The sequence below is a fragment of the Brenneria goodwinii genome, assembly GCF_002291445.1.
In the GTDB taxonomy this organism is placed as follows: Bacteria; Pseudomonadota; Gammaproteobacteria; order Enterobacterales; family Enterobacteriaceae; genus Brenneria; species Brenneria goodwinii.
The window spans coordinates 3454112-3471686 of record NZ_CP014137.1; the positions used below are offsets into that span (position 1 = coordinate 3454112).

Annotated in this window: 16 protein-coding genes; 4 read left to right on the forward strand and 12 right to left on the reverse strand. The window is 54.9% G+C overall.

The genetic code is table 11. The annotated features are described in order from the left end of the window. Window positions 1-380 precede the first annotated feature (380 nt). Both ACN28R_RS15300 and fldB read left to right on the forward strand, forming a co-directional pair. A complete protein-coding gene (locus tag ACN28R_RS15300; protein WP_048636216.1) occupies window positions 381-1706 on the forward strand; it encodes an MFS transporter in 1326 nt (441 codons plus the stop codon). Window positions 1707-1893: 187 nt separating this feature from the next. Next, entirely contained in the window at window positions 1894-2412 is a 519-nt protein-coding gene (gene fldB / locus ACN28R_RS15305) for a flavodoxin FldB (RefSeq protein ID WP_048636217.1), read from the forward strand. Between the two features lie 94 nt (window positions 2413-2506). On the opposite strand, the gene rlmF is transcribed toward fldB, so the two are convergent. The 3 genes from rlmF to sdhE form a co-directional block, all read right to left on the reverse strand. Continuing rightward, the gene (rlmF, locus tag ACN28R_RS15310; protein ID WP_095834858.1) at window positions 2507-3460 is read right to left on the reverse strand and encodes a 23S rRNA (adenine(1618)-N(6))-methyltransferase RlmF; all 954 of its coding nucleotides are present in this window, start codon (window positions 3458-3460) and stop codon (window positions 2507-2509) included. Between the two features lie 226 nt (window positions 3461-3686). Further along, window positions 3687-4100, reverse strand: coding sequence for a protein YgfX (locus ACN28R_RS15315; RefSeq protein ID WP_048636219.1), 414 nt, complete (start codon window positions 4098-4100; stop codon window positions 3687-3689). Continuing rightward, the gene (gene sdhE, locus ACN28R_RS15320) at window positions 4081-4347 is read right to left on the reverse strand and encodes an FAD assembly factor SdhE (protein ID WP_048639667.1); all 267 of its coding nucleotides are present in this window, start codon (window positions 4345-4347) and stop codon (window positions 4081-4083) included. Before sdhE ends, ACN28R_RS15315 begins: the two co-directional genes overlap by 20 nt. Window positions 4348-4567: 220 nt before the next feature. Between sdhE and ygfZ the strand changes: the two genes are divergently transcribed. Further along, window positions 4568-5554, forward strand: a complete 987-nt coding sequence (gene ygfZ / locus ACN28R_RS15325; RefSeq protein ID WP_095834859.1) for a tRNA-modifying protein YgfZ — start codon at window positions 4568-4570, stop codon at window positions 5552-5554. Between the two features lie 45 nt (window positions 5555-5599). Here ygfZ and trhA read toward each other — a convergent pair whose 3' ends face one another. Further along, the gene (gene trhA, locus ACN28R_RS15330; protein ID WP_048636221.1) at window positions 5600-6247 is read right to left on the reverse strand and encodes a PAQR family membrane homeostasis protein TrhA; all 648 of its coding nucleotides are present in this window, start codon (window positions 6245-6247) and stop codon (window positions 5600-5602) included. A 693-nt stretch (window positions 6248-6940) separates the two neighbouring features. Between trhA and ACN28R_RS15335 the strand changes: the two genes are divergently transcribed. After that, window positions 6941-7549 (forward strand): HD domain-containing protein, encoded by a 609-nt coding sequence (locus tag ACN28R_RS15335; RefSeq protein ID WP_095834860.1) that lies wholly within the window; start codon window positions 6941-6943, stop codon window positions 7547-7549. A gap of 61 nt (window positions 7550-7610) precedes the next feature. Here ACN28R_RS15335 and ACN28R_RS15340 read toward each other — a convergent pair whose 3' ends face one another. The 8 genes from ACN28R_RS15340 to gcvT all read right to left on the reverse strand — a co-directional run bounded on the left by ACN28R_RS15340 (window position 7611) and on the right by gcvT (window position 17388). Continuing rightward, complete coding sequence (locus tag ACN28R_RS15340) at window positions 7611-8918, reverse strand: ABC transporter substrate-binding protein (protein WP_095834861.1); 1308 nt, start codon at window positions 8916-8918, stop codon at window positions 7611-7613. After that, entirely contained in the window at window positions 8911-9999 is a 1089-nt protein-coding gene (locus ACN28R_RS15345) for an ABC transporter ATP-binding protein (protein ID WP_095834862.1), read from the reverse strand. Before ACN28R_RS15345 ends, ACN28R_RS15340 begins: the two co-directional genes overlap by 8 nt. Continuing rightward, window positions 9990-10823: a phosphodiesterase gene (locus tag ACN28R_RS15350; protein ID WP_095834863.1), complete on the reverse strand. Its 834-nt coding sequence runs from the start codon at window positions 10821-10823 to the stop codon at window positions 9990-9992. Before ACN28R_RS15350 ends, ACN28R_RS15345 begins: the two co-directional genes overlap by 10 nt. 11 nt (window positions 10824-10834) lie before the next feature. Further along, window positions 10835-11680: a carbohydrate ABC transporter permease gene (locus tag ACN28R_RS15355; RefSeq protein ID WP_048636226.1), complete on the reverse strand. Its 846-nt coding sequence runs from the start codon at window positions 11678-11680 to the stop codon at window positions 10835-10837. After that, window positions 11670-12542 (reverse strand): carbohydrate ABC transporter permease, encoded by an 873-nt coding sequence (locus tag ACN28R_RS15360; protein ID WP_048636227.1) that lies wholly within the window; start codon window positions 12540-12542, stop codon window positions 11670-11672. The genes ACN28R_RS15355 and ACN28R_RS15360 overlap by 11 nt, the downstream gene beginning before the upstream one ends. Window positions 12543-12810: 268 nt before the next feature. After that, a complete protein-coding gene (gene gcvP, locus ACN28R_RS15365; protein ID WP_095834864.1) occupies window positions 12811-15684 on the reverse strand; it encodes an aminomethyl-transferring glycine dehydrogenase in 2874 nt (957 codons plus the stop codon). Between the two features lie 109 nt (window positions 15685-15793). Next, window positions 15794-16186, reverse strand: coding sequence for a glycine cleavage system protein GcvH (gene gcvH / locus ACN28R_RS15370; RefSeq protein WP_048636229.1), 393 nt, complete (start codon window positions 16184-16186; stop codon window positions 15794-15796). Between the two features lie 101 nt (window positions 16187-16287). After that, window positions 16288-17388, reverse strand: coding sequence for a glycine cleavage system aminomethyltransferase GcvT (gene gcvT, locus ACN28R_RS15375; protein WP_048636230.1), 1101 nt, complete (start codon window positions 17386-17388; stop codon window positions 16288-16290). Window positions 17389-17575 lie beyond the last annotated feature (187 nt).

Here is a 17575-nt window from a genome sequence, read left to right on the forward strand (position 1 = left end):
GCGGTATCCCCTTTCACATGAGCTCCTATTATGCCTGAGCGACTCGTTAACCGGCTAATGGTCATTACATCCGCCGTCTTGCAAATGACAGGGGTATTGAATATCAATTTGCTGCCATATTGCTGCAAATTGAAAGATGATGGGGATAATAATCGCAGAAATTGTCAGATCTCACATATTCCGTCATTCTTCACCTCGTCATAACATTCTCCGGTATAAACATCATACGATAAGATTATATTTTACATATGCCGTATATGCCGGAATAGCCTCCAGACGCGGGTTTTCTCCGTGTCATCCCCCCTACGGAATCTCCGTTGAAAAGCACTTTTCTCTATGCATAGAATAGTCGTTCGTGTTGTTAAAAAAGTTGAATCACCATGCAAGCTACCATCACTCCCACTATCGACGTAGAGGCGGACTCGCCACCGGTAAATTCCAGAAGTAAAGTTATTATTGCCTCTCTAGTGGGAACCGCTATTGAATTTTTTGATTTTTATATTTATGCCACTGCCGCCGTGCTGGTATTTCCCCACATTTTCTTCCCGCAGGGCGATCCGGCGGCGGCGACGCTACAGTCGTTAGCCACCTTTGCCATCGCCTTCATCGCGCGCCCAATCGGTTCAGCGCTATTCGGACATTTCGGCGACCGCGTCGGCCGTAAAGTTACGCTGGTGGCATCCTTGCTGACCATGGGTATTTCCACGGTGGTAATCGGCCTATTGCCCAGCTATGAGACCATTGGCATCTTCGCGCCGATGCTGCTGGCGCTGGCTCGTTTCGGTCAAGGTTTGGGATTGGGCGGCGAATGGGGCGGCGCGGCGCTGTTGGCCACTGAAAACGCGCCGGCACACAAACGCGCGTTGTACGGTTCATTCCCTCAGCTTGGCGCGCCGATCGGCTTCTTCTTTGCCAACGGCACCTTTCTGCTGCTCTCCTGGTTGCTGACCGACGAGCAATTCATGCAGTGGGGCTGGCGCGTACCGTTCATTTTCTCCGCCGTACTGGTGTTAATCGGCCTGTATGTGCGCGTATCCCTGCACGAAACCCCGGTATTCGCCAAGGCGGCCAAAGCCGGCAAGCAGGTACGCGTGCCAATCGGCACCCTGTTCAGCAAACATATGAAAGTCACCATTTTGGGGACCTTCATCATGCTGGCGACCTATACGCTGTTCTACATCATGACCGTCTACTCGATGACGTACGGCACCACGCCCGCGCCGAGAGGGCTGGGCTTCTCCCGCAATACGTTCCTGTGGATGCTGATGATCGCCGTTATTGCTTTCGCCATTATTATCCCGCTGGCGGGCTATCTGGCTGATATCTTCGGACGGCGCAGAACCATGATTGTCGTCACCTGCCTGATGCTGGTATTCGCCATGGTGTTCCCGTCCATGCTCGGTTCCGGCAACCCGGCCATCGTAATGGCCTTCCTGATTTGCGGCATGGGCATGATGGGACTGACCTTCGGCCCGATGGGCGCGCTGCTGCCGGAACTGTTCCCGACGGAAGTCCGTTATACCGGGGCATCGTTCTCTTATAACGTGTCATCCATTCTGGGGGCATCGGTCGCGCCGTACATCGCCACCTGGCTGACGGTGACTTACGGTCTGTTCTATGTGGGAATCTATCTGGCGGCCATGGCGTCGCTGACGCTCATCGCATTGTTGTTGAGTAAAGAAACCCGTCATCAGTCTCTTGGCTAAGTCAGTACCGTGCAGTGAAGGCTTCGGCCTTCACTGCCGTTTTCCTTCCTCTGCCTGCTATTTCCAATATACTGGCGTAACAGATTCGGTTAGGCTAACCCTCTGCGTTCAAAGCCGTCACACCCGGTGTGATATCAGCTTACGACACCATCACTTACATTGATCTAACGCGACTTCTCTATTGCATATGAAAATAGGTCTATTTTACGGTTCAAGCACCTGCTACACCGAAATGGCGGCAGAAAAAATCCGCGATATTCTGGGTGAAGATCTGGTCGATCTGCACAACGTCAAGGATGTCGATCCACAACGGATGGAAGAGTACGAAATACTGATTTTGGGTATTCCAACCTGGGATTTCGGCGAAATTCAGGAAGACTGGGAGAGCATCTGGCAACAACTGCCCACCTTGGATCTGAAAGGCAAAATTGTGGCGCTGTATGGCATGGGCGATCAGTTGGGATACGGCGAGTGGTTCCTTGATGCGCTGGGGATGCTGCACGACCAACTGCTGCCGCTGGGCGTGAAATTTATCGGCTATTGGCCGACCGAAGGCTACGAGTTTACCAGCCCGAAACCGCTGGCGGCCGACGGCAAACACTTTGTCGGGCTGGCGCTGGATGAGGTCAATCAGTACGATCTTAGCGACGACCGTATTGAACAGTGGTGCGGACAGATTTTGCAGGAAATGCAAGCGCTGCTGTAAGCGCCCGCCCATGGCGCATACGCCATCATATTTCCGCGCCAACACCCCGGGCCGCCGGATAAGCGGCCCTCGCCGGTACAAACGGCGGGAAGACTCAGCGCTTCTTCTGTAGCCACCATCTTGCGCGAGCCGGCGTATCAAAAAAGCTCCAGGCGACAAAACGGCTCTGTTTCTGCCCCTGCGCCATATTGATGGTGCGAACTTTCACCGCCCCGACGTTTTCCAGCGCCCGATAGATATCCGGCAGATTCTCTTTCCGCGACACCAATGACGTAAACCACAAACATTGGCGGGCAAAATTGGCGCTCTCGCTAATCATCTGGCTAATAAATGCTTTTTCGCCGCCGTCGCACCACAGCTCATCCTGCTGGCCGCCGAAGTTCAGCGGAGAATTTTTATCCAGGCCAAGATTATGCAGCTTACGCTGCGAGCCCTGACGCGCCTCGGCGGCGGAAGCATGGAACGGCGGGTTGCAGAGCACCGCATCAAAGATTTCATTCTTGTGGATGATACCGGTAAGGATGACTTTCCCGTTTTTCTGACGGCGTAAACGAATGGCCCGATTCAAACCGGGGTTCGCCTCGATCGTGGCGTTGGCCGCCTGCATCGCCTGCGGATTGATTTCACTGCCGGTAAAACGCCAGCCATATTCACGATGACCAATCAGCGGATAAATACAGTTGGCGCCGCAGCCGACATCCAGCATCGAGGCATCACGAGGCACCACGGATTGATTGTCCTCCGCCAGCAGATCGGCCAGATGATGAACGTAATCCGCCCGGCCGGGCACCGGCGGACAGAGGAAACCGTCTGGAATCACCCAGTGCTCAATCTGGTAAAAATGGTGCAGCAGCGCCTGATTCAGTACCTTAACGGCCAGCGGATCGGCAAAATCAACCGATTCGTCGCCGTAGGCATTCACCTTCACAAAAGGAATCAGGTCCGGGTGGATTTGCTTTAGCGCGGTAAAATCATATCGACCACGATGGCGATTACGCGGGTGCAGCACGTTTTTTTGCACAGCATGTTTATCAGCGGGCGTTGTCATCAGCTTCTCTCTTGTTGAACGACGCGTAAGATACCTGCTGCGCCAGCCTTCGTAAATCATTGCGGCTATTTTTATGTAGCGCCAGCGGCGTAAAGCGCGGCGTTCGGCAAAAGGCAGGTCAAACGGATTAACGGCAGGGAGTGAAAAGGACGTTAATAGATTAACGCGTTACGGGAGGAAGAGCCGTCCGCCTCAGAGCCAAAGGCGCATTGCCAGCCTTTCTTCATCACCTGGCCCAGCTTTTATGCTGCAACAGCAGTTGGCGCAAATGACGCCATTCGTCATCCCCCATGCTGTCCGACGCCAGCCACAGGCGCTGTCGACCTTTGCCATCCATCGCTGTCAGCGATAGCAAAACGCCATTCTTCAACATCCAGGGACGTTTGACGATCAGCCATTCCTGTTTCTGCCAGCGCAGCTGTGTTGCGCTATGTAATAAAATTTCGCCCTGTCGGGATTTGATGTTTCGCTGACTACGGATAAAACCGAACACCACCAGCGTCACCAGCCCCAGCCACAACACGGTATAACTGTCCGGCCAGGGAGCCAGCAGTATCAATAACACCAATAACCCGTGCACAACCAGCGAAAAAAGCTGCATGCGCCAGGAAACGCGCAGATCACATTGCCACTGGGCCACGGTCTTTATTTCGCGTCTGGATGAGGGAGATCATACGTTTCAGATCCTGGTCTTGCGGTTGCCCGTGATTCATCAACCAGTTAAACAAGTCTGGATCGTCGCACTGCAACAGACGGACAAACACGCGTTTATCATCATCGCTTAACGCATCATAGTCATGCTCAAAAAAGGGCATGATAGAAATATCCAGTTCACGCATACCGCGCCGGCATGCCCAATGAATCCGTGATTTATTATCGATTTCCATACTTAAAACCACCTTATTATCGATCATACTTATTCAGTGTAACCCGATTCCCGTTGCGAATGTTCAACCAATAGTAACATTTTGACATATTTTACTGATGTATTGACGACGATTGTATCAAGGGCTTAATCCCCCTCCAGCACAATAACCGCTTGCAAACCCCTACCGCTCTTTTACCATTAGGTCATTCGCTTACAGCATAGCAGCGTAGGATCGTATTATGGCTAATCAACCCTCTTTTGCTTCACAACCACTGTTTGCCTCAGCCGACTTACCCACCACACTGATCTCGCTTGATGACTGGGCGCTGGTTACATTAACCGGCCCCGACACCGTCAAATATCTTCAGGGGCAAGTCACTATCGATGTCGCCGCCCTCCCTGCCGATCAACATGTACTCTGCGCGCACTGCGACGCCAAGGGAAAAATGTGGAGCGACCTGCGTTTATTCCAGCGCGGAGAAGGATTCGCTTTCATCGAACGCCGAAGCATCCGTGACATCCAACTCAACGAGCTGAAAAAATACGCGGTGTTCTCTAAAACGACGATCGCGGCAGATGATGATGCCGTTCTGCTGGGCGCCGCCGGCGCACATGTTCGCGAACAACTTCAATCTGTTTTCAGCCGCCTGCCCACTGCCGAACATCCGGTTATCCAGGACGAGGACGCCACCCTGCTGCACTTTTCACACCCCGCGGAGCGTTTCCTGTTGGTGTTGCCCCCGCAGCGGTGCGCCATGTTGCTGGAACAGCTTGCCGGCAAAAGCGAGCTAAATGATAGCCGCCAATGGCTGGCTCTGAATATTGAATCCGGCCTGCCAATCATTGACAGCGGAAACAGTGCGCAGTTCATACCGCAAGCAGCTAATTTGCAGGCATTAAATGGGATCTGCTTCAATAAAGGGTGCTACGCCGGTCAGGAGATGGTGGCCCGCGCCAAGTACCGGGGAGCCAATAAACGAGCGCTCTACTGGCTAGCCGGTCAGACGGGCCGGGTTCCCGAAGCGGGGGACGATCTGGAATTGCGGCTGGGCGATAACTGGCGCCGCACCGGCACCGTGCTGGCGGCCTGCCGATTGCATGATCAAAGCGTCTGGGTACAGGCGGTGCTGAACAACGATCTAGAGGGTGACAGTACCCTGCGCGTACGGGAGGATGCCGACGGCAACCTGGCGATCCAGCCGCTGCCTTATGCAATAACCGATTAAGCGCCGCTAATGATGCCTGCGCTTGCAGGCATCTTTACTCCCACGCTATACGTAAAGATAAATAGCCAGAAAATGGCAGACGCTGCCCCCCAGCACAAAACCATGCCAGATGGCGTGGTTGTATGGGATGCGGTTACAAGCATAGAAGATCACGCCCAACGTATAAATGGCGCCGCCGACCGCCAACAGCGTAACGCCGCCGATAGACAACGTCATCGCCAGCTGATAAATCACCACTAACGATAGCCAGCCCATCGCCAGATAGGTAATGAGCGACAGCACTTCAAAGCGGTGGGCAAACGCCAGTTTAAAGATAACGCCCACCAGCGCCATACTCCAGATAACCACCATCAGCCCGTTAGCCAGCGGTGAGTTCAGACCGACGAGCAGAAAAGGCGTATAAGTCCCGGCGATCAACACATAAATCGCGCAGTGATCGAACTTCTTCAGCCAGGGCTTGGCCCGCGGCGAAGGAATCGCGTGGTACAACGTTGAAGCCAGAAACAAGAGGATAATGCTGCCGCCGTAAAGGCTGTAGCTGGTGATAGCCACTCCATCGGCCCCTTGGTTAACCGCCTGCACCAACAGTAAAACCAGACCGACAATACCGAAAACCAGGCCGATGCCATGGCTAATGCTGTTGGCGATCTCTTCCGCCAGCGAATAACCCGATTCCCATAAATTTTTCGCCATCGTTTACCTCATTAGCTCCTATTCCACCGGCACAATCGCCGTCCCTGTCAAGCGCGGCGGACGTGTCGTCATCTATCCGGGGAACAATCTTTGGACAGCTTAACTGAGAATAGTTTCAGTATACACGTGTAAGCTAAAAATAATTTTCCCCTGTTATTTCAGGATTGACAAAAACCATCAGACTATTGAAAAAGAAACCTTCCAAGGCGCCCTGCCTGCGCAGGCGGGAATCTCTTATCATGGACTCCGCGCCGCCAGCACAAGCAGATCCCCGCCTACGGACGCGGGGATGACGGGCGTGCAGCTGCGCAGGATATAACAGGGTAGTATTCGCAGATACTGTGCTAAGCATCAGCGGTCAAGACGCTTTTATTCACCGTGCTATACCCTGCGTCATTCCCGCGCAGGCGGGAATCAGCCAATGACCGCCTGCGGTTTTAGCAGGAGCGCCCCGCTACTACCGCAGATAAGGTGTTGAACAACTATGACTTTGTCATCAAACGCAATCATGCGTATAAATCTGCCGCGACATCCCCTACAATTATCGGCTTTTAAAGTGCGCTCATATTGAAGTGCTTTCCGGTATTGCCAAGAGGTTATCAGGCTTCGATTACGCGGCCATTTGCAACGTCGCATACGCAGGCTCTGCGCGTTTAACCACTTTTCCGGCGTCAATTGAAAGAGGTTGTTCCAATGTCGTTAGCTCCATCCGCTCTTGATTTCGGTTCGCTGACCGACGTAGTCGGTTTTCTGATGGAAATTGATAAATTAAAAAGCGTTCAGCGCCGCTCAAAAATTATCGGCAGCCCCCGCCACGAAGACTCCGCCGAACATAGCTGGCATTTTGCCGTCGCCGCCATGAGTCTGGCGCCTTACGCCGGGAAAGACGTCGATATCAACCGCGTGATTCAAATGGCGCTGGTGCACGATATCGTGGAAATCGATGCCGGGGATGTCATTGTTTACGACCTGCCCGCCCGCGCCGCCGTCCACGCCCAGGAAGTGGCCGCCGCCGCCCGCCTGTTTGGCTTATTACCTGAGCCGCAGCGTCAACATTTTCATCAGCTGTGGCTGGAATACGAAGCGGGCGAAACCGCCACCGCCCAATTCGCCCTGATGATCGACCGCATCATGCCGGTACTCATGAATTTGCATAATCAGGGCCAAAGCTGGGTGGAAAACGGCATCCGGCTGGATCAGGTCTTAGGCCGCGCCGAATTTATCGCCGGCATCAACCCCGAACTGTGGCGACACCTGAAACAGCATCTGGAAGAAGCCCAAGCCAAGGGGTGGTTGCGGTAAGAGAATCGTTCGGTAAACCCGCACGACGCCGGAATAAATAATCACTGCTACGTGAGAGCCTTTACTTCGGTAAACTCAGCGCCGTCCGCTCCACATAGGGCTTCATAATGCCGTCCGCTTCCTGTTGGGCGGCGATTACCGCTTTATCCACGCTCATCGCGGGATCGTTCAACAACGCCGCCAGCTGATTTTCCATCGCCTTACGCACCGCCACGGTTTCGTAGGTTGCATACCACGGATGTGCGTATTGCAACTGCGAGAGCGCAATCTCGGCCCGCGGATCTTTCGCCAGATAATCTTTCATTTCCGGCAGATCGTAAGCGGCCATTCGCGGGGCGAAATAACCGGTGAAACGGCTCCAGCTTCCACTCACTTCAGGGCTGACCAGATAATTCATAAACTGCCAGGCGGCCTTTTTCTGATCCTCTGAAATCCCTTTAAAACTCACCAGACTGGCGCCGCCGATCGTTACGCCGCGGCGCACTTTTTCCGGCATCATCGCCACGCCCAGCGTGAAATCTTTGGTGTTTTCACGCATAAAGCCCAATGCTCCCGTGCTCAGCATCGCCATGCCCAGCTTACCGGAAAAGAAAGCGGCGCTGATCTGTTTGGAATTAAGCACGCCGGCCGGCATGACTTTGTCGCGATACACCAGATCGCGCCAAAACTGCAACGTCCCTTTGGTTGATGCGGTGTTGTAATACACTTCGCCCGGATAGTCCGCATTATAATAAGCGCCGCCGTTGGCGCGCGTCAGAGCAGACAGCATCCAGCCGCCGTAGTCGTCGTTGGTCGACGGGATCATAATTCCCCATTGTCCTTTCGCCGGATCGGTCAGTTTCTTCGCCACGCTGACCACCTCGGCCCAGGTTTTCGGCGGTTCATTGATCCCGGCCTGCTTCAGCATATCCTCGTTGTAATACAGGATCGGCGTGGAGTTATGGAACGGGATGGCGTAGGTCACCCCCATCACCTGAGCGTTCTGGTGCAGCGCGGGCCAGAAGTTTTTCATCAGGAATGGCGTCGCCTTCTCATCGCCATATTTAAACAGTTCATCCATTGGCAGGATCTGATCCTTAATCACCAGATCGGCGGTAAAGTTAGCCGACATGATCACCAGCGCCGGCGGATCCCCCGCTTTCGCGGCCGCCTCAGCCTTTACCTTGGTGGTGTCATAGTTGCCGGTAAAAATGCCGCGCACCGCGACCTGATCCTGCGAGGCGTTGTAATCGTTGATGATCCGCTTCATTTCCATCGTCAGCTTACCGTCCACCGGCGCGGGAAACATGAAGTCGATATTCTGTTTGGCTAACGCCTGACCCGCGCTCAAGAGCGCGACAGCCAAAGCGGCGACGTGGTATTTACGCATTTATTTTCTCCTGGGATAAATTATGAGTGGTTCGCCCGGAAAACCAATGGCAATCCAGTGGTGAAAAACTTAGCGTCAACGCCGCGCCAATCTCCGGCACCCCTTCCCGGTTAGCTCGCCGATAACGGAGAACGCCTAGCGGGGTATCCACCTGAATCAGGTATTCGGCGCCAAACAACTCCCGTTGCATTACCCTTGCCGGCAGCGCAAGACGATCGCCGCTGACGGGGTGTTCGGTAATATGCTCTGGCCTAATACCCAATATCACGTCCGTTAACGCATGGGTTTCCTCGTTTTCCGGCAGTGTGACAGGCTGCCCCGACAGGTCGACCTGGCCCGACGCGCAAGGCAGCGAGATCATGTTCATCGACGGCGTGCCGATAAACCCCGCCACAAACACATTGGCCGGATGGGCGTAGAGCTGTTCGGGCGTGCCTATCTGCTGTAGCTCGCCGTGATCCAGCACCGCGATCCGATCGGCCATGGTCATGGCTTCAATTTGATCGTGCGTGACATACACCGTGGTGGTTTTCAACTGCCGATGCAGCGCCATAATCCCGTCCCGCACTTCGCTGCGCAGCCTGGCGTCCAGATTCGACAACGGCTCATCCATCAGAAACAGACGGGGATTACGGACAATGGCGCGCGCCATCGCCACCCGCTGGCGCTGGCCGCCGGAGAGCTTGCCCGGCTTACGCGACAGCAGCGGTTCAAGCTGCAGCAGGCTGGCAACCCGCTGCACGCGCTGTGGGTATTCCGCTTTCGGTTCGCCGCGCATTCGCATACCGAAAGTAATGTTCTGCTCCACCGTCAGGTGCGGGAATAGCGCGTAGTTCTGGAAAATCATCGCAAAATTACGCTGCTTCGGACTCCATGTCGTAATCTCTTCCTTATCGAGCAGAATTTGCCCCTCGCTGACGTCCTCCAGTCCGGCCAACATGCGCAACAAGGTACTTTTGCCGCAGCCCGACGGGCCGACCAGCACCAGAAACTCGCCGGCGGCAATCTCCAGCGACAGCGATTTCAGCGCCTGGGTTTGCTCAAATTGCTTACTGATATTGCGTAACTGAATTACAGACATGACTTATCCACCGGACTGCTGGCACTGGTATCGTAGAGGTAAGGGCCGGCAAACGGCGCCAGCGACTGACAGTAGCTGACTAACCCGGTAACCGGCACATAGCGGTGCATCACCACGGCAGCCGGCTCAAGATTGTAATAAGGCGTACCGTCGATATAGGAATAGGGAACCTGGTGTACCGTACCCGGCACGGTGGCGATAATGGCCTGACGGTATTGCGTGACGATCAGACGATGGTTATGACCGCAGAAAACGCGGGTCAGTTGAGGATGGCGGTCAATCAGCCGCAACAACTCCTGCCCGTTTTCACAGGCGATGGGATCCATCTGCGCCGATCCCAGCAGCAAAGGCGGGTGATGCATGAAGACGGCCGTTTCGCGGGCCGGATGGTCGATAAGCTGTTGTTCCAGCCAGGCGATCGTCGCCGGCGTCAGCCAGCCTTTTGACTCGCCAGTCAGGCTGGTATCGATGAACAGCAACCGTATCGGGAAATCATCCACCGCATAACGCATGTTTTCCGCATCATCGCCCAGCAACGGACACAGCGGACGCATAGCCTGCAGGAATTTCCGTTTATCGTCATGATTGCCGGGGATGATATACATCGGGTAGTTCAGCATCTGCAAAACATTGCGCGCTACCTGATACTCCTGTTCACGCCCGCCGTCGACGATATCGCCGCTTATCACCACGGCATCCGGCCGTTCCGCCAGCGTGTTAAGTTTATTGATAACCTCGGCGTTCCGACTATTAACATCAACGAATTCATACAACTTACGACCGTCACGGTGAAAGTGCAGATCGGAAATCTGTGCCAGCAGCATAGCTGTCTCTCCTACTTGATACCTGAAAAACCAAAACTGCTCAGAAACTGCTTTTGAAACAGGACAAACGCCACCATCAGCGGCAAGCACACCAGCAGCGTTCCGGCGCAAATCAATCCCCACTGGCCGCCGGACTCCGCCCCCATGGCAAACGACACCAGACCGATGGTCAGCACCTGTTTGTCAGGGTCGTTGAGCACCATCAGCGGCCAGAGATACTCATTCCAGTGGTAGGTGATACTGACGGTGGCAAAAGCCAGAATGGACGGCCAGGTCATGGGGATCAGCACGTGGAACACCACCTGCCACCAGCGGCAGCCTTCCATCAGCGCGGCCTCTTCAATTTCTTTGGAGATATTGAGGAACGCCTGACGCATCAGAAACACGCCGAACGCCGAGGCGCAATACGGCATCATTACCCCGGTCAGGGTATTGAGCAGCCCCAGCTGTTTCAGCGTCATCATGTTCGGCACCATCATGACCACCGGCATGATCATCAGTTGGATCAGCAGCAGGTAGAACAGCAGGCTTTTGCCGCGAAACTGGTGGTAGGCGAAGATGTAGCCCGCCGTGGTGATGGTGACCAACTGAACCAGAAAGGTGCCCAGCGAAAAAACCAGCGTATTACGATAAAGCAACGGCCAGTCGGCGCTGCTCCACGCCTCGCGAAAGTTATCCAGCGTCAGCGGCAGGCGGGGAAATATCGACGCCATGTCGACGCCGAAACTGCTGCTGCTGACGGAGGCCGACAGCATCCACAAAAATGGACTAATCCATAACAGCGCGGCGCAAATCAGCAATAGCGGCAGCGTCAGGCGGGTGGTCACACGCAGCGGATTCAGGCGTTCAACGCTCATAATGCGCTCCCTTTTCCAACACTTTCAGATTCAGGATCGAGAACGCAAACAGCAGCAACAGCGTAATAAAGGTGGCGGCGGAGGCCTTGCCAAGATCGTGGGTGTCGTTCGCCAGATCCTGAATGTAATAAAGCAGAACCGTAGTCGCATTGTTTGGGCCGCCGCGAGTCATCACGGCGACGTGGTCGATTTGGGTGATGGCGTAAATGAAGGCGATAGTCACCACGAAAGCGAGGGTCGGGCGTAGTAACGGCAGGGTGACATGAAAAAAAACCTGACGCTTCGACGCCCCTTCCATAATGGCGGCTTCACGCGCCGACGTTGAAATAGACTGCAAACCGGCCAGGAAAAACAGCATGTAGTAACCGGCAAATTTCCAGACGCCGATAATGCTGACCGCAATCAGCGCCGTATCGCTCATACCAAGATAGTTGTTGTTCATCGGGCCGAGCATTTTCGCCAGATAGTAGTCCAGCAATCCCAACCCCGGCATAAAAATAAACAGCCACAGCGTCGCCGCGCTGACCAGCGGCACAATCATCGGAAAGAAAAAGGCGGTACGCAGCCAACGGTTAATCCGCGTGTTTTCCCATAGCAGCACCGCCAGCGCCAAAGCCAGCAATACGCCGGGAACGACCGTCATCAGGATATACAGCACGTTATTCCACAACGCCCGCCAGAACACCTGATCCTGAAACAAACGCATAATGTTGCCCAGTCCAACGAACTGCGGCTGTTCGGCATTCATCCGGGTGTCATAGAGGCTGTCGATAACCGATCGAATCAGCGGGAAATAGGTAAAGGCAAACAGAAAAATCAGCGTTGGCAACAGCACCAGATAAGGAAAATATTTTGCACGCATAACGCATCAGTCACGGAGGTTAAACACAAAGGAATAACCATAAAGGCGCTTTATGTCAGGGACGCGGCAGTTAAGTGACAGTTTATTTTCAATGAAATATTTGCAATGCAAATAATTAGTTACATAACCAATTTGCCGTGGTATTGAAAAAGGACACAACCCTTTATTGCAATCAGGTGGGAAAAGAAGAGAGGAAAAGGCCTTACAGCGGTAATTATCAGCCCGCCCGACAATCGGCGGGCTGATTGCTCAGCGATAACGGATCGGCTTACTCGTAATCCGCCATCGGCACGCAGGAACAGAACAGATTGCGGTCGCCGTAGACATCATCCAGACGTTTTACCGTAGGCCAGTATTTGTTTTCACTGCCGGCCGGGAATACCGCCAGATCGCGACTGTAGGGATGCGGCCAGTCTGCGGTCAGTTCAGTCTGAATATGAGGCGCATTCACCAACGGGTTATCTTCCAGCGGCCATTCGCCGTTAACCACGCGGTCAATCTCCATACGGATCGCCAGCATCGCATCAATAAAGCGGTCCAGCTCAACCTGACTTTCCGATTCCGTTGGTTCGACCATCAACGTGCCGGCAACCGGGAATGACATGGTCGGCGCATGGAAACCGTAGTCAATCAAACGTTTGGCGATATCCATTTCGCTGATACCGCTGCTTTCTTTCAGCGGACGGAGATCCAGAATACATTCATGCGCTACGCGTCCGTCCCGTCCGGTATACAGCACCGGATAAGACGACTGCAGCCGCGTAGCGATGTAGTTGGCGTTGAGGATCGCCATCTGGCTCGCCTGCTTCAGCCCTTCGGCGCCCATCATGCGGATATACATCCAACTGATCGGCAGAATAGAGGCGCTGCCGAACGGCGCGGCGGACACCGCCCCTTGTTCGGTCAACACGCCATCCATTTTCACCACTTTGTGCCCCGGGACAAACGGCGCCAGATGCGCTTTCACGCCGATCGGCCCCATGCCCGGACCGCCGCCGCCGTGAGGGATACAGAAGGTTTTATGCAGGTTGAGGTGCGAAACGTCCGCGCCGATATAGCCCGGCGACGTAATGCCGACCTGCGCATTCATATTGGCGCCGTCCAGGTACACCTGACCGCCAAACTGATGCACGATCTGACACACTTCACGGATGGTTTCTTCATACACCCCGTGGGTGGAGGGATAGGTCACCATGATGCAGGCCAGTTTCTCGCCCGCTGACTGCGCCTTGTCACGCAGATCGTTAAGATCGATATTGCCCTGCTTATCGCAGGCCACCACCACCACGTTCATCCCGGCCATATGCGCCGACGCCGGATTGGTGCCGTGCGCTGAACTGGGGATCAGGCAGATATCACGGGCGGATTCGTTACGGCTCTGATGGTAACGGCGGATCGCCAACAGCCCGGCGTATTCGCCCTGCGCGCCGGAGTTAGGCTGCATGCACACCGCGTCATATCCCGTCAGTTGCACCAGCCACCCCGCCAACTGTTCGATCATCTTGCGATAGCCGAGCGCCTGCTCCGGCGGACAAAACGGATGCAGTTCCGCGAATTCCGGCCAGGTAATCGGCAGCATCTCGGCAACGGCATTGAGCTTCATGGTACAGGAGCCCAGCGGGATCATCGCCTGGTTCAGCGCCAGATCCTTACACTCCAGACGGTGCAGGTAGCGCATCATCTCGGTTTCGCTGTGATAGCGATTAAACACCGGATGGGACAGGATGGCGTCATCACGCAGTAAAGCCGCGGGAATCGATGTTTCCTGCCGGCTGACCGCTTCATCCAGCGTGTCGATATCCAGACCGTGCGAGTAGCCCAGCAATATGGCGAATAGCGTCGATACGTCTTCCCGCGTCGTGGCTTCATCCAGCGTAATGCCGACTGCGCCGTCAAGATCGCAGCGCAGGTTGACGCCGAAGCTCAGCGCCCGGCTCACGACGGCGGCTTTGTCATCCACCTCGACGGTCAACGTATCAAACCAGGTCTGATGGCGCAGCGTCAGCCCGCTCTGGCGCAGTCCAAGCGCCAGAATGTCCGTAAGGCGATGGATACGCCCGGCAATGCGCTTCAATCCTTCAGGGCCATGAAAGACCGCATACATGCCGGCGATATTGGCCAACAGCACCTGGGAAGTACAGATGTTTGAATTCGCTTTTTCACGGCGGATGTGCTGCTCGCGAGTCTGCATCGCCATGCGTAACGCGGTGTTGCCCGCGGCATCGACGGAAACGCCGATAATCCGCCCCGGCATGGCGCGTTTGTATTCATCGCTGCAGGCGAAAAATGCCGCGTGCGGGCCGCCGTATCCCATCGGCACGCCAAAGCGCTGAGCGGACCCGAAGACGATATCCGCCCCTTGTTTACCGGGGGCGGTCAACAGCACCAGCGCCATGATATCGGCGCTGACGCAGCTGACAACCTTGCGTTTTTTCAGTTCCGCCATCAGGCTGCCGTAATCGTGCAATTCACCGGTCGTGCCGGCCTGTTGCAGCAATACGCCGAACACGGCGCCGTCAGTCAGCGCCGCTTCCGCTTTACCGACCACCACCTCAAACCCCAAGGTTTCGGCGCGGGTACGCACCACATCCAGCGTTTGCGGGTGGACATCCTCTGCAACAAAGAAACGGTTGGCCTGTTTGAGTTTGCTGATGCGTTTCGCCATCGCCATCGCTTCCGCGGCCGCCGTCGCTTCATCCAGCAACGAGGCGGAAGCCAGCTCCAGACCGGTCAGATCCTGAGTCACCTGTTGAAAATTCAGCAATGCCTCCAGACGCCCCTGTGAAACTTCCGGCTGATATGGCGTATAGGCGGTGTACCATCCCGGATTTTCCAGCACGTTGCGTAAAATCACCGGCGGCATCAGCACGGCGCTATAGCCCATGCCGATATAACTTTTATAGCGCTGATTCTGGCCGGCAATCGCTTTCAGCTCAGCCAGCGCCTGATGTTCCGTCGCCGCATCGCCGACCGCGGGCGGGCTGGGTAACTGGATATCGGCAGGTACAATCTGCCGGATTAACGCATCGAGCGAATCCGCGCCGACCGCAGCCAGCATCTGCTGTTGCTGGCTGGCGGAAGAACCAATATGGCGTTCAACAAAAGCGCTGTTATGTTCAAGTTGACTGAGAGTCTGGGTCATTACGAAAATTTCCTGCATCAAACATTCTCTGCGTCACACCCGGCGGGATAACCCAGAGCGAGGGAACAAAATAAAACGCCCCGGCTCAGTAGAGTCCGGGGCGCGGTCACTATTCGTCTTCTTCCAGAGCGGCCTGATATCCCTCGGCATCAAGCAGTTCGTTTAAGTCGGACTCGTCGGACGATCTGATACGGAACAGCCAGCCATCGCTATAGGGCCCGCTGTTAACCAATTCCGGCGAGTTTTCCAACTCTTCGTTGACTTCGATGATTTCGCCGCTGATGGGCGCATAAATATCAGACGCGGCCTTGACCGACTCGGCCACGGCGCAGTCATCACCGGCGGAAACGACAGTGCCGACTTCCGGCAAATCGATAAACACCATATCGCCCAATAACTCCTGCGCGTGTTCGGTAATACCGACGAGATAGACGCCTTCCCCTTCAGATAGCACCCACTCGTGCGAAGCGGTATATTTTAATTCTGCTGGTACATCGCTCATTGCCACCCTCTCCTTCCTTCACAAAACGGTTAAAACTGGACTGCATATCCTTGAATTTGCAAGTCGCAGCACGACTGGCTGCGGTTGAAATCCGAATAGCGTTAATATTGAACAATAGGTTTTCCGGCACGGACAAAACCCGGCTTGGTGACATGCACCGGGAGTTCGCGATTACGGATCTGGACAATCGCCTGTTCGCCGATCCCGGCCGGGACGCGCGCCAGCGCAACGCTCACGCCAAGCGTGGGCGAGAAAGATCCGCTGGTAATTACGCCTTCCCGCATCACCCCGTCACTATCAGTAAAGCGCACGGGTAAATCATTACGCAACACGCCTTTTTCGGTCATCACCAAACCGACTAACTGCTCGGTGCCTTTTTCACGCTGACGCTCCAGCGCTTCACGACCGATAAACTGGCGATCTTCTGGTTGCCAGGCTATCGTCCAGCCCATATTGGCGGCCAACGGCGAAATGCCTTCATCCATATCCTGCCCGTAGAGATTCATTCCGGCTTCCAGCCGCAGCGTGTCGCGCGCGCCTAATCCGCACGGCTTGACCCCGACAGACAGAAGCTGTTGCCACAGTGAAACGACCTGCTCCTTCGGCAGCGCGATCTCATAGCCGGCTTCGCCAGTATAACCCGTGGTCGCGATGAAAAAATCGTCGGCCTGAACGCCGAAAAACGGCTTCATACCCGCAATTTTCGCCCGCTGGGAATCATTGAGCAGGCGCTGTACCTTCTCCTGCGCCTGCGGCCCCTGAACGGCGACTAACGCCAGATCGTCACGCTCACGGACATCGACCATAAAAGGCTCGGCATGCTGGGTGATCCAGGCTAAATCCTTTTCACGGGTCGCCGAGTTCACCACCAGGCGGAAGTAGTCTTCCGTCATGAAATACACGATCAGATCGTCGATAACGCCGCCGGACGCGTTCAGCATGCCGGTATAGAGCGCCTTGCCGGGCTGAGTGAGCTTGGCGACGTCGTTCGCCAGCAGATAGCGCAGGAACTCACGGGTTCTGGCGCCGTGTAAATCCACGATGGTCATATGAGACACATCAAACATACCGGCATCACGACGTACGATGTGATGCTCATCAAGCTGTGAGCCGTAATGCAGCGGCATCATCCAGCCGTGAAAATCAACCATTTTGGCACCGTCGGTCAGGTGCTGTTGATACAACGGAGTCTGCTTAGCCATCTTTTCCCTCTGTTCGGAGCACTGCGCTCGGGCGAATAGCAACCACCACGCAAACGATATCTTGATAATGAACTTACCACCGAAACGCCGGTTAAACTATCCCCACAGGCATAAGATAAACTATATGGAAAAGGCCTCGACACCTGCACGATAAAATCATTGCAAATAGACAGATAATCTATTAAAT